A 13690-nucleotide genomic window follows, 5' to 3' on the forward strand; every position below is an offset into this window, starting at 1 on the left:
GATAGTCAAAAAAAAGCCGCAGTAATCTGCGACTTATCTTCGTATCGAATAAACGTAATGGGGCATATCTATCCCGCGGTAATGTTTAGTGAACTTACCACATCGTATCATGCCGTTTCTTTTAGCCACTTTTTGGGAAGCCAAATTTGTATCACGAATGATTGAAAAGACCTCATCAGCCTTTAACTGTGCAAACGCATAGTCTCTACAAGCCATAGCAGCTTCGATGGCATACCCATTCTTCCAAAATAATCGTTGGAATAAATAGCCAATCTCTAAAACTTGCTGTCCAGAAAAATCTTGCCGAGTTAATCCACATTGACCAATCATTTCACCGGTTTCTTTCAATACAACCGCCCACAAGCCGAATCCATCACGCCGATAGTTATCGATTTGCTTTTCAAGCCAGTTTTGAACTTCGTGATCATCAAAGGCTCCTTCATATGCATACATCGTCTGTTCATCTTGTAAAATCTTACTTAATGCACTCATATCTGATAACCGTAATTCACGCAGATAGAGCCTTTTCGTTTCGATTATCATCGTTTCTCCCTTCGTAACAAACTCCGGTTAAAAAATTATCTTCGCACTAAATTTTCCCATTCCTACTTTTAAGCGCACTAACCTCAAACTGCAACAAGCCGCGAATCATCGCGGCTTGTTTATTAAATATCCTTAGGTACATAAAAACTGCGGTTATCCATTCCAAAAAGCCGTTCCGTATAGGTTCCTGGTTCTGCATTTTTCACAGCACTGGACATCATCTGCATCGAGGCATCAATGTTATCAATTTGGTGCAGAATCTCAGCTTCCATAATTCTTGGCCGCACAGGCGACCCATACTCTAACAGTCCGTGATGGGAAAGCACCATGTGACGCAAAACCACGATATCTTCATCGGCGTCATTGATTTTCAACTCCGCACAGGCTTTAGTAATTTCTTCATCAACTAGCACCAAATGCCCTACCAAATTGCCTACAACCGTATATTCAGTTGAAGAAGGTCCCGTCAGCTCGATCACTTTCCCCAAGTCATGAATAATGATTCCCGCGTATAGCAATGAGGCATTCAACTGCGGATATTCCTTAACAATCGCCTTGCCTAAACGCAACATCGTCAACGTATGGAAGGCTAATCCACCGGCAAAAGCATGGTGATTTCGTTTGGCTGCCGGAAATTCAAAAAATTCCTTTTGATATTTATTTAATAAGAAGCGAACGATTCGATTCCAATGAGCGTTCGTGATCTCAAACAACGTTTTGTTGATCTCTTCTTCCATTTCCTCACGCTTGATTGGAGCACGTTCCATATAAAGAGCAGGATCATTAGGTTCCTCTGGTTTTGTTGTACGCAGGTGCATAATTTTTACCTGTGGATTCCCTTGATAGATTTCTCGTTTGCCGTTAAGAAAAACGACTTGTCCAGCTTTATAGCGCTTGATTTCCTCTTCCGACGCATCCCAAAATTTCCCATCAACCGTTCCAGAAGTATCCTGAAAGGTAAAAGCGATAAATTTTTTCCCGTTTTTTGCTAAACGAACATCGGCATTTTTGATCAATACATACATTTCAAACTGCTCATCGACTGTTAATTCTTTGATTTTTTTCATCGTTGGACTCCCTTCAATTCCCAGACTGGCTGGTGAAGCTCTTGGTAATAGCTTACCATTTCTTGATCAGATGACAAACAAATGACTTGATATTTTTCACTGAATTGCCGTAATAATTTGGCAAATTGGTATTTTCGCTGGTGATCGTAATGCAGCCAGCCATCATCAATGATTACTGGACATAATGGATGCTTTTGCTGCAAAGCCAAATAGGCAAAACGAAAGGCCATCATCACCTGATCTTTCGTTCCAGTCGAAAGATTGTATAGGCTCAATTGATCGACCGTTAGAAGACCCTCTGAAAAATTCAAACGACTATGGGCATTGTTCGTCAATAATTGGAAATAATCGGTTGCTTGCTTTAATAACTCCGGCAATTGTTGTTCTGATAATTCTGTCGCAAGATCTTGTAATAGCTGATTCTCTAATTTTGCTGTCGCATACTCGGTCGTTAATCGCTCTACCAATGCTCGTTGTTGGCTCGCCTGCTGATATAAACTATCCAATGTGCCATCCGCTTGCATTTGTTGAATCTGCAAACGTGAACGCTGTTCCTGCTCTTGTAGCTGATGAAGCTGCTGTTCACCAGTCTGAATCTCTTGCTGTAACATACGCAAAGAATCCTCAATTTCTGCACGTGTCGTCTCCTGTTTAAACAATGGCGCAACGCTCTTCGTTAATTCTTTTAACCGGGTTCGCTTTTGGAGTATTTCTGCCTCACGTTGTAAAAAGGCAGGAATCTCTGAAGGATATGCCAAATCTAAATGGCTTAACAAGGACTGATACTGATCTAAAAGTTGCTGCTGCTGTTTTTGCGTTTCGTGTATGCGTTGCTGCAAGACAGTATTTTCTTGGTAGGTTTGAGCAAAACGAATCTGCTCCATTTCCTTCGCAAATTGTTCCAATACTGATAGCTTTTCTGTTAAATTTTTCTCGTGTAATGGCAGCCATTCAGTCAAAAACTCGAAACGTTGTTCTTGCTGCAGCAACTGTTGTCGTAAAATTGATTGTCGTTGCTGTAATTCTTTACTTGTTTGAAGCTGCTTCAAATAATTTTGTGCCTGTTGATTTTCTTGAATAACTGCAAACACATTCTCTTCACTGGACAAATTTCTTTGACGCAATTCATGATGAATACGGTCAAACAAACGTTGGATTTTTTGCTGATTCTGAAGGACTTTTTCTCCCATTTCGGCTACTTGACCTTCATATATATCGAGTTGTCCTAATTTTTCCTGCCACGTATCTTTATTAGCTGGTTTATTTTGTTTCAGGACACCAGCTATTCCGGATATTGCCGCAGCTGCAATCACCATGTATCGCAATGGTGTCGGCAAGAAGAACGCTAGAGCAAGACCTACCCCAGCGACAATAAACAACCAAGGTGGATTTTTCTTCTTATTGAACAGTTCAGGGTGTTTCTGTTCGTAATCATTCAAACTAGCCTCTGCCTGATTCCGTTGTTCTTTAACTAATCCTAGGCGGATTTTTTGTTCTTCCAGTTCTTTCTGCTGAGTCTGCAACGGAGCAAAAAGCTGATGAATTTCAGTCTCCTCATCAAACGGTTGTGGCGGTTGTTCTTGCCACTGTGCTGAAATGGTATCGGCTCGAGCTAGCTTAACTGCGATTCGCTGCTCTTCATCCAGCATGCGAGTAATCATAATTTTTTCCTCAAGCAGTTGCTGGATACGTGTTTCATTCTCCAAATAGAAGTAATAACGAGCGGTTTCCTGATTTCCGCTATGCTGCTGCAACGCTGCATGTAATTTTTCTTGTTCTTTCATTAATTGCTGATATTCCTGATAGAAGGTTTGAAGCTCGGTCTGCTCTGCTTCAGTAGCTGAGGACTCAAGAGACATTTTTTGCAATTCTAAAAATTCGGCATAGCTAGACCAATTCATCCGCTGCTGCTCTATGACTAATTGACGCTCTTGCAGCTTGCGGTTTCTCACCGTCTGTTGCGTGACCTGTTGTCTCTCCTCATCGGCTTGACGCACAAGCTGCTGAAAACCTGCTTCTTGCGCTTCTTTTTCTTTGATCTTTTGCTGCAGATTCTGATACTTCTCAAGCGCTTGATTCAACGGTTGTTTACGCCCGCGGGGACGATAAATATTCTCGTATTGATTTTTCAGTTGGATTCTTTGCTCGAATAATTCATTACTGCCGGATAGTCCTAAAGAAATCAACGCCTCATGTAAATTTTCTTCACTTAATGTATCTAATTGCTGAAGCTGTTCCTGTTGGAAGGTGAATACTTGACGAAACAGCTGTTGGTTCAAGGGATAAAGAAGTTTTTCCAACAAATCTTCTTCTCCTTGCTGTCCATCTTCTAGCAAAACCTTGGCCTTCCCTTTATTTTTTGCCTTATAACGCTCAATCGTCACTGTCCCATAGGTTGGATGAATAATTAATAAGCGCCCACCAAATCCACTGCCATCGTTGGGAGTATAATCTTGGCCTTTTTTACGCTTTGCAGGAAAGCCAAAAAGAACCGCTTGAATAAATTGGTATAAAGTTGATTTACCTGCTTCATTCAACCCATAGACTAGCTGATTTTTCGCCTCAAACAGAAATGTTTGCTGACGCCATTTCCCAAAGCTAGTAATTTCTGCTTTTTTAATCCACATCGGCATGCCCCCTAAAACGATAACTTTGTCGCATTTTTTCCTTTAACGATGCTACCGTATCAACTCGAAATTCTTGATTCATTAACGAATGAAGCTGTGGATTTTGTGCTAGTTCGCTCAGCAAATCCTCAAAAACTTCGGATGTTTGGTAGGTCATAATAAGCTGATCCACCAGCTTTTCCTCAACAGCGAGATACGGTTTTTCTTGTGGTGAATCAGCTAACAATAGCTGCCATAAACAAATTTCTTTCGGCACTTCTTCTTGTAGAGCCTCCAACAACTCTCCTGAAAAGAGTTGATACGCCAACTCTTCCCCTAAATTCTCCGTATCGCAGAACTCCAACTGCATGAGTGTCGGCACATTCACCGTTAATCTTCGAACCAACGGAAATAGCTCTCGTGGCTGGCGAACGGACGCCAAAGAAAGTGTTCGTTTTTCCCACCGAATTTCTTCAACTGGGATCGCTTTGGGAACCAATTGATTCCCTTGACTCTCCACTAGAACAACACCAGCTAGATTCATTTCTTTTTGAGTATGTCCTTGAGGAGTACCTGGATAGATTACATAAGGCTGTTCTGATAAAATTTGCGGTACATGAATGTGACCAAGGGCCCAATAATCATATCCCTTTGTTGTCAATTCTGTTAATTGAAAAGGGGCATAGGGCATCTGTCCTCCATGATACATACCAATTTGATAATCTGCTGTTCCTTTGCGAGGAAAGCCCTCGATCATCGCTGCATTAATCGTAGGATGCTGATAACTAAAACTTGTGATGGCGACCTTCTCACCAGCATTTGTCGAAAATTCTTTTGTTTCGACTTGCTCTTTGTCAAATAACTGGATATTCTCTGGAAAAGCAAACCAATAACGGTCTGCTTGATAAAAATCATGATTGCCAAAATTCATAAAAACCGGAATAGCCGCAGCCGCTAGACGTTCCATTTCTTGGAAAAAATACCTCTGTGTTTTTAAAGTAGGTCGATGTTGATGAAACGTATCTCCAGCTAACAAAACAAAGTCCACCGAATGATCAATCGCTGTATCAACAATCTTTTTCAGTACTTTTTGGTTAGCCATCGCCAATTGTTCTTGAAAATATTCTGGCACACTTGTTAAGCCTTCAAAAGAACGATCTAAGTGAAGATCAGCTGTGTGTAAAAATTTCATTTTTCCCCTCCTCATCCTAGAATCGGATGAACTACCATACAATTTAATCTTATTTATTTTACCATAAAAAAACGAAAACTTGTTCGTATTACATCAAATCTACTAATCACTGTTCAAAAAAATACTATGCAGATTTCTAAAACCATAGTATTATGACTGTAATACATAAAATAGTCATTATGGACAAAAGTATATTTAAACAAGTATTTCTTTTTTTGATCGCATAATGACTATTAATACATTTTTAGTCAAAATATAAAATGGAGGGATAATCATGACCACGTTTCAAATTAGGAATTTATCAAAAATCTATGGAACAGATAATTCAAAAGTTGTTGCATTGGATGATGTCACATTAACGATTCCCAAAAATCAATTTGTAGTGATCTTGGGAGAAAGCGGATCAGGAAAATCAACACTCTTGAATATGATCGGCTGCATGGATAAACCCAGTACGGGAAAAATTTTATTCGAAGGACAAGATCTGACGAAGCTTTCTAAAGCTCAAATGACTGAATTTCGAAAAAATAAAATTGGTTTTGTTTTTCAAAGTTACAATTTGCTCCCAGACTTGAGTGCCTTAGAAAATGTGAAATTTTCGACTGAACTAATTCATCAATCTCCAGAAGGAGCAGAGCAGGCTTTAAGCGCGGTTGGTTTAAAAGATCGAGCCACTCACTTTCCCGGCGAACTTTCTGGTGGGGAACAACAACGGGTCTCGATTGCACGTGCGATTGCCAAAAAACCAGAAATTTTACTCTGCGATGAACCGACCGGAGCCTTGGACTTTGAGACAGGAATCAAAATTCTAGAAGTCTTAAAAGAAATTCAAGTAACCACTGAAAACACCGTCATCTTTATTACTCATAATAAAGAAATCGCAAAAATTGCAGATAGGATTATCCGATTACGGAGCGGAAAAATTTTATCCGTTGAGGAAAATCTTTCACCTTTGGCTCCTAAGGAGGTGGAATGGTAATGAAGTTACTGACAGTCTTTTCATTGCGTAAAATGAAAAGGAATGTTGCGCAAATGGTGGGAATGGGGTTACTGATTGCCATAGCAGCGATGTTCTTTACTACTCTGTTTACCTTTAAAACAAGCTATGAAAAAGAAATGACCACCCTTTTTCATCAACAGAACTATGCGGATGTTACGCTAACGGGTCATTTTACAGAAGAGATGGAAGACCGTCTGACGAATGATCGACACTTTTCTAGCGTCGAAGGACGGACCGTTCAGGACTTTAGAAGTGGGGAAAATACCGTTCGGTTGATTTCTATTTCCCAAAAACTAAATCGAGTCATTTTAGAAAAAGGACGCCTACCAAAAAACAAGACAGAATGTGTACTAATCAGTCAATACGCTCGTAAAAAAAATGTGCAATTGAATGATACCTTGACCGTCAATCAGCAAAAATTGAAAATCGTCGGCATTGTCCGCTCTCCAGAATATGTTTATTACGCTCAAAATGAACGTTCTTTTTCCGCAGATGCTAAGAAGTTTGCAGTGGCTTTTGTCCCTCGAGAGTTCTTTCCTTTCATGAATCAACTTTTGCTGTCTAGCCCGAAAAAGATAGAAGAAAAACACCTTCAAAAGTTGTTAAATTATCAAGCATTCACGGATCAAAAAGATCAAATCAATTATCAAATGTATGAAGGCGACTTAGACCAGTTCGTTTCTTTTGCCTATATCTTTCCTACCATCTTTTGGTTGCTGTCTTTTGGAATCATTTTTATCATCCTAAGACGAACGTTACTGAAAGAACATAAACAAATCGGTATTTTGAAAGCTTTAGGAACTAATAATTTTTCTATCATTTCAATCTACACTCGGCAGTTTGTCCTGTTAGGCTTCTTCAGCTCATTGATCGGCTGCTTATTCAGCTATCCCATTACTGAACTACTTTTTCGTGTCTTCAGTTCAATGATTGAATTGCCGACATTAACCTATCATTTTGAATTTCGTTATTGGGCTATTACGATCTTAATCTCAACTATTGGTTGCGGAGTATTTGCTTTAAGTTCAGTGCTTGATATTTTAAAGGAATATCCAGCAATTTCTATGAAGCAACGCGTCCCGAAGGTCAAAAAGAAAAGAAAGAAATCTCGTGTCCTTCAGTTCTTATCTTTTAACACTCGCTATGCGTTTGCAACCTCTTTAAGAAATAAAGGGAGATTCGTTCTAATGGTTCTAGGAATGGCTGCTTCAACAGGTTTGCTACTCTTTTCACTGGGATTTAATGACTCCATCAATGGAGTAGCAGATAGTTATTTTAAAACATTCGCCGATTATGATATAGCTGTCCAACTCGCCGAACCTGTGCCCTCCGAACAAAAAGTCCTAAAGAATATTAGTGACATTAAAGAACAGGATCCTACTCTTCAATTGACTGGAAAAGTTAAGGGAGATGAGTATCCATTGGTTCTCACAAATCCAACGATTTCCACTTTAGCTTTGCCCGCAAAAAAAATGGAACAAGGACTAGTGATTCCCGAATATTACGCAAAGAAATGGCAAGTAAGTGTGGGGGATTCGTTAACCATCAACGATCGCAAAGCGACAATTTCAGCGATTCTTCCTCTGAGTATGGGGTTAGCTGTTTATACCTCTTATGACTATGCTCATTCCCTGTTTAAAGATTTGCCAGCAGTCTACAACATGATTTATTTGACCTCTAATCAGCCAAATAAGGTTATTGAACAATTAAATGAAAAAAATCTTTTTTATACGACAGTTAAGGAAGATCGCCAATCCTTTCAATCACTATTGGAAAACATGGGGGTATTGATTCTCTTGCTAGTGATTTGTTCCGTTACTTTAGGAGCAACGGTGATTTTCTGTCTGAATTTAATGAACTTAACGATTCGAGAGTTTGAGTATATGTTCATGAACATCATGGGCTATTCTAAAAAAATGCTCCTAAGAACTATCAATATAGAAAATCTACTGCAACTCTTTTTGGCACTTCCATTAGGTTTTGTAATCGGCAGCCAATTATTGGAAATTATCAAGGAACAATTCTCGCAAAATAGTTTTGCAATGCAACCTCGTATTACAATAGAATCATTTGTTATCACTGCTGGAATTGTCATCTTTATCAGCAGTTTACGCCTACTGATGGCCAATCGATTTATTGATCGACTAGAAATTGTTGAAGGCTTAAAAATCCAAGATGAATAGCCCATTCCTGTTTTTTTGTATATAATTGACTTCAGTAGAATACCTATTATGGTTCTTTAGTGAAGGGGTGTTAGCAGTTGCCACGAGAATTAACATCAGATGAAAAAGCGCGAAATAAACAAGTGCTGTTAGATAAAGGACGGACTTTAGTTTATCAATATGGTATTAGAAAAGTCAGCGTAGATGATGTAGTCGCTTCCGCTGGTATAGCAAAGGGATCATTTTACCACTATTTTTCTTCTAAGGACGACTTTATTTATGAAATTGTCTACCAGATCCATCGTGAATTATTTGGTGGGCTGAAAATCATTGCCGAACGTATAAAACCTTTAGCTTCAAACGAACGTCGAAAAATGATTAAGGAATTTTCCGATCACTTTTTTGCTTCTAAAGACATGTTCTTTTTCGTTAAGGAGCAGCAAGAAGTTCAAAACTTTCTCTTTCGCTATTCAAAAGAAAAAATGGCAGAATTAGAAGCTTTTGAGGCACAAAATTATCGTGAGTTCTTTGATATTTTAGACATTAAAGACAAGCAGCCGGAAATTGTTCAAAATTATGTCCACGTTCTAGGCTTTGGTATGTTTCACCAAGAGGTAATGATCGAAACGTATTTGACCGAAACCATCCATATCATGTTGGACGGTTTGATGGACTATTTGGAGCTTTAAAATGAACATTGAAGCAAGCAGTATTTCTCGTCAAAACAGCGTGAAACGTTTAAACTATAGCTGTAAATAAGGAGGCTGCTACAAATGACCAAAGAGGAACTGATCAAAAAAGCGAAAGAGCTCTTGCATGAAGGAAATATTGAAAAGGCGAAAACTTTTATTGATGAGCACAAAGATGATCTGGGAGACTACTATGAGAAAGCAAAAATTTTAGTAACGTCTGAAAAGATTGATGATTTAAAAGAACGACTCAAAAAGTTTTTTTAGCAAAAAAAGTTAGAAATGCTGCTTTTTCAAGTCGGCATTTCTAACTTTTTCTATTCCATCTGGTTCAATAGTCCATAAATATAATCAGCCGTTTGTCCCAACGATTGTACTTGATTCGTATTTGCCAATAAAATGATATAAGTTAAACCAGTATGTGTAAAGGTATTGATTGTATTAAAACCGCCCAAAACACCATGACTCGAATAGCTTCCCGGATTAACGTAAAAGCCCATTCCATACGTAGATGAACTACCACTGGTAAACATCTTCATTTTTTCATTGTCGTTAATCAGTTTTCCCTGCATCAACGCTTGATCAAATAGATAAAAATCGGTCGCTGTAGTATAGATATCACCAGCTCCAAATAATTGGGAAAGATTCGGCAACTGGGCCTTTTCAACTTGTCCATTCTTCTCCTTATAGCTTTCAGCTAAATCGGTTATTGCCGTTTTGCTTTGATAAAACCCTGTATTTTGCATATTTGCGGGTTTGAAAATCTTTTCCTTAATATACTCTTGCGCCTTTTGCCCACTAATCAATTGTAGGATGTAGGCTAGTACTGCATAATTACTATCTGAATAATGCCACGTTCCTACTGCTGAATCACTGCTAGCTGCCTCAATTTCCTGAATGATCTGCTGCGGTAAGATTTCCTTACTACCTTCTGTTCGTCCAGTTAATCCACTTGTGTGATTAAGCAAATTTTTCACTGTTATCTGCTGTCCATTAGGGAAATCTTTGATATATTTAGCAACTGGATCTTCAATTTTCAATTTTCCTGATTGTTCCAACTGTAGTATCGCTGTTGCAATAATTGCTTTTTGTGCTGAACCAATGTAATACCGTGTAGTCGGTGTATTTTTGATCTGCTTTTCCTGATTTGCCAAACCATAGGATTGGTTTAAAATCACTTTTCCCTTGCGAACTACTAAAGCGGTTCCTGAAAAACGTTGACTAGTTAAATAGTTATCTAGTTCCTGATTCGCGGTCACTGGTAAAACAACGGCTGCTTTCTCTTCAGGTTTTACTTTGATTTCTTCCTTAGATGACATCGTAGAAGTTCCAGTTGATTCGATTTTTGATTCTTTTGTTTTAGTAGCATGAAAATCTAGAGAGTGTGCCTGCCAAGCCAATAGGCAACCTACAACTAAAAACAGTATTGCGCTGCCTCCAATAACAATCTTTTTCATTCTATTCTCGCCATCCTTATGACTTAAAGTATAGCAATTTTCTAGAAAAAAAACGTTCATTTGCTCTCATCTATCAATTTTATTCGTTTCTTGTAAGATGACTGTAAGATGCTTCCTCTCTATAAAAAAAGTTGCGACGCAGATTCACGTCGCAACTTCTATTTCTGATTAACCTTCGTACAATTCACGAATTGGTGTCATAATGATGCGGTTCAAGTCATTGATAATTACGCTGAAAGCTTGTTCTTTCACCATTAATTCATTAATCAATTCTTCTTGTTGAACCTTTTCAGCTAGTGCTTGCGCCTTTTCTGCATCTTCATCGCTGAAGTCTTCGCCGCGCATTTGTTTCTCCTGTAAACTTTGTTGGAATGCTTGGAAATCCTTAAATGCTGCGTATGCTGTTTCGTTTTTCTTCAATTCTGCAAAAGCTGCTTCTAAAGATTTAAATTCCGGTAGCTCACGAATTTCGCGTTCTAGCCCGTTTGCTGAATCATAAATGTTTGCCATTTTGTATTCCCTCATTTTCTATAAAAGTTACTTTTCTATTGTAACATGAATGGAAACGGGTTCACACCCTAATTTCCTGGTTGATACTGTTGCCACAATTCTTGGGCTTTATCCTTCAACTTATTTGCACCTTCTTTGGCCTTCTCAAAGAAGTTCGCTGCTCCTTCGCTAGCCTTGCCGCCGATGTCTTTTAGCTCATCTCGCCATTTACTTGCATCACCATTTGCTTCTCCTTGGTTGACTTGATCCGCTGCCACGACTTTTCCACCCGTCGCATAGGCATCTGCAACATCAAACGAGTACTGCCCAGCATAAGGTAAGATCGACTCAGCCTCTGCTTTAAAGACCTGTCCGACCTCTGATCCACTTGTCCCGCTTAAGTAATGTGTTTCACTCACTTTTTCGAAACCTAGCCAAGTAGAAATTACGACATTCGGCGTATAGCCAATGATCCATTGATCATTTACTTTATTCGCATCGAAATTGGTTTCTGTCGTTCCTGTTTTACCAGCAACGGTAAATCCTGCTGGAGCTGCTTGCGCCGCCGTTCCGTTAGAAAATGTTCCTAATAGCATACTGGTCATTTCATTGGCTACTTCTTTTGAGATTACTTGGTCATACTTAGGCGAACTATTATCCTCTACCACAGCACCTGTGGAATCAATAATTTTCGTAATTAAATGAGGATCGTAAACTTTTCCTTCGTTTGCAAATGCGCCATAAGCTGCCGCCATCCTCAATGGTGACGTCCCTTTTTCTAAACCACCTAGCGCCAATCCGTAATATTTATCTGACTTGCTCAAAGGAATTCCAAATTCTTCAGCTTTATTATAGCCCTTACTCAAGCCCATCTCATGCAATAACCAAACTGCGGGCAAATTCAAGCTTTGTGCTACAGCCTGATACATTGGTACTTCACCTTGGTAGGTTCCATCATAATTCTTCGCTTTGTAATATGTTTGCGGTTCATCTTTTAGAATACTATCCGGTTTGTACCCAGATTCTAAAGCAGAGGAATAGACACTTAATGGTTTCATCGTCGATCCTGGGGACCGTTGCATTTGTGTTGCAAAGTTATAGCTCCGGAAAATATGTTCGCCGCGTCTTCCTACTAACGCTTGAACCCCACCCGTCTTTGGATCCAGAGCAACTGATGCTGATTGAGGCATCGCTCCATCCGCTGCATTTGCAGGGAAGTTCGCATTATTCTCATAAACAGCTTCCATTTGTTTTTGATAGTCTTGATCCAATGAAGTATAAATTTTGTATCCTTTATTTAGTAAGTCTTTTTCAGACATGCCATACCGTTCCACTGCCTCATCGATCACCGCATCAAAATAGGATGGGTAGCGATAACCTGCATCTGCTGAAGAATACGTGTCATTCAACTCTGATCCCAAGTCAATCGCTTTTTCTTGAGCTTCTTGTTCTTTAGAAAGCTTCCCATTTTCCACCATCACAGAAAGCACAGTATTACGGCGATTCACCGCATTTTCTAAATTATCGATCGGATTATAGATGCTTGGCCCCTTCAACATTCCAACGATCGTTGCTGCTTCGCCAATCGTTAGTTGATTAGCATCGACACCAAAATATTTTCTTGCAGCATCTTGCACTCCCCAAACACCATTACCAAAATAGGCATTATTCAAGTACATCGTCAAAATCTGATCTTTGCTATATTTCTTTTCAATTTCAATCGCCATAAAGATTTCTTTGGCTTTTCGCTCTAGCGTCTGATCGAGCGTTAAATACGCATTTTTGGCTAATTGCTGCGTTAAGGTACTTCCTCCACCAGTGATGTGACCAGCAGTTATTCGACCTACAACCGCCCGTGCGATCCCTTTAATATCAAATCCATGATGTTTATAAAAATTTCGATCCTCTGTCGAGACCACCGCATCTTTTAGGTACGGAGAAATCTGATCACTCTCAACATAGGTTCCTTTCTGTCCGTAAAGAGAACCCGCCTGTTCATTTTTTTCATCATAAATGACTGTCGACTGTTTCAAACTAGATTGCAATGTCTCTACATTGACCGACTTTGCTAAGAAAAATAGATAGACACTCATAACTAAAACAACGACAAGCGTTAATAAGAGCAAGATTTTATTGATATGATATTTTTTCCAAATACGTTTGCGCCAATGATGAAAACGAATCAAGTAGGGCTTGATCCATTGCCAAAAAGTCTTTGTACCACTTCGAAACTTTTGCCAAAAAACTTTTGCACCATCTTTAAATTTGCGCCAAATTTCCTGAAAATCCATTTTTTGATCTCCATTCTATACAAAATTCAGACACAGTGTATCATAAAGCTCCTACCTAATGCTTGGGTCTTGAGACTGATACACACTTGGATGTATTCTAGCATGGGATCCCAAGGAAAAGCTGATTTTTTTCTTAAATATCCTTTAAAAGTGATACAATTAGCCAGATCATTCCTTTTCGAAAGCCGATAATT

Annotated in this window: 11 protein-coding genes; 4 read left to right on the top strand and 7 right to left on the bottom strand. The window is 39.1% G+C overall.

Annotated elements, in window-relative coordinates:
* Window positions 1-33: 33 nt before the first annotated feature.
* The 4 genes from IGI44_RS14205 to IGI44_RS14220 all read right to left on the bottom strand — a co-directional run bounded on the left by IGI44_RS14205 (window position 34) and on the right by IGI44_RS14220 (window position 5408).
* Window positions 34-543 (bottom strand): GNAT family N-acetyltransferase, encoded by a 510-nt coding sequence (locus IGI44_RS14205; protein ID WP_438788415.1) that lies wholly within the window; start codon window positions 541-543, stop codon window positions 34-36.
* A 122-nt stretch (window positions 544-665) separates the two neighbouring features.
* Window positions 666-1610: a 3'-5' exoribonuclease YhaM family protein gene (locus IGI44_RS14210; protein WP_438788416.1), complete on the bottom strand. Its 945-nt coding sequence runs from the start codon at window positions 1608-1610 to the stop codon at window positions 666-668.
* Window positions 1607-4237 (bottom strand): AAA family ATPase, encoded by a 2631-nt coding sequence (locus tag IGI44_RS14215; protein ID WP_438788417.1) that lies wholly within the window; start codon window positions 4235-4237, stop codon window positions 1607-1609. The genes IGI44_RS14210 and IGI44_RS14215 overlap by 4 nt, the downstream gene beginning before the upstream one ends.
* Entirely contained in the window at window positions 4227-5408 is a 1182-nt protein-coding gene (locus tag IGI44_RS14220) for a metallophosphoesterase family protein (protein ID WP_438788418.1), read from the bottom strand. Before IGI44_RS14220 ends, IGI44_RS14215 begins: the two co-directional genes overlap by 11 nt.
* Window positions 5409-5682: 274 nt before the next feature.
* On the opposite strand from IGI44_RS14220, the gene IGI44_RS14225 reads away from it, so the two are divergent.
* The 4 genes from IGI44_RS14225 to IGI44_RS14240 all read left to right on the top strand — a co-directional run bounded on the left by IGI44_RS14225 (window position 5683) and on the right by IGI44_RS14240 (window position 9526).
* Window positions 5683-6387 carry an ABC transporter ATP-binding protein gene (locus IGI44_RS14225; RefSeq protein WP_438788419.1) on the top strand — a complete coding sequence of 235 codons (705 nt, stop codon included), beginning with the start codon at window positions 5683-5685 and terminating at the stop codon, window positions 6385-6387.
* Window positions 6381-8591 (top strand): ABC transporter permease, encoded by a 2211-nt coding sequence (locus IGI44_RS14230; protein WP_438788420.1) that lies wholly within the window; start codon window positions 6381-6383, stop codon window positions 8589-8591. Before IGI44_RS14225 ends, IGI44_RS14230 begins: the two co-directional genes overlap by 7 nt.
* Window positions 8592-8668: 77 nt before the next feature.
* Window positions 8669-9259 carry a TetR/AcrR family transcriptional regulator gene (locus IGI44_RS14235; protein WP_438788421.1) on the top strand — a complete coding sequence of 197 codons (591 nt, stop codon included), beginning with the start codon at window positions 8669-8671 and terminating at the stop codon, window positions 9257-9259.
* Between the two features lie 84 nt (window positions 9260-9343).
* Window positions 9344-9526 carry a hypothetical protein gene (locus IGI44_RS14240; RefSeq protein ID WP_438788422.1) on the top strand — a complete coding sequence of 61 codons (183 nt, stop codon included), beginning with the start codon at window positions 9344-9346 and terminating at the stop codon, window positions 9524-9526.
* A gap of 50 nt (window positions 9527-9576) precedes the next feature.
* On the opposite strand, the gene IGI44_RS14245 is transcribed toward IGI44_RS14240, so the two are convergent.
* The 3 genes from IGI44_RS14245 to IGI44_RS14255 form a co-directional block, all read right to left on the bottom strand.
* Window positions 9577-10716 (bottom strand): serine hydrolase domain-containing protein, encoded by a 1140-nt coding sequence (locus tag IGI44_RS14245; RefSeq protein ID WP_438788423.1) that lies wholly within the window; start codon window positions 10714-10716, stop codon window positions 9577-9579.
* Window positions 10717-10884: 168 nt separating this feature from the next.
* On the bottom strand, window positions 10885-11226 hold the full coding sequence (locus IGI44_RS14250) for a YlbF family regulator (protein WP_438788424.1): 342 nt from the start codon (window positions 11224-11226) through the stop codon (window positions 10885-10887).
* 68 nt (window positions 11227-11294) lie between these two features.
* On the bottom strand, window positions 11295-13496 hold the full coding sequence (locus IGI44_RS14255) for a PBP1A family penicillin-binding protein (protein ID WP_438788425.1): 2202 nt from the start codon (window positions 13494-13496) through the stop codon (window positions 11295-11297).
* Between the last annotated feature and the right edge of the window lie 194 nt (window positions 13497-13690).

The sequence above is a fragment of the Enterococcus sp. DIV0756 genome (assembly GCF_051710745.1).
In the GTDB taxonomy this organism is placed as follows: Bacteria; Bacillota; Bacilli; order Lactobacillales; family Enterococcaceae; genus Enterococcus_A.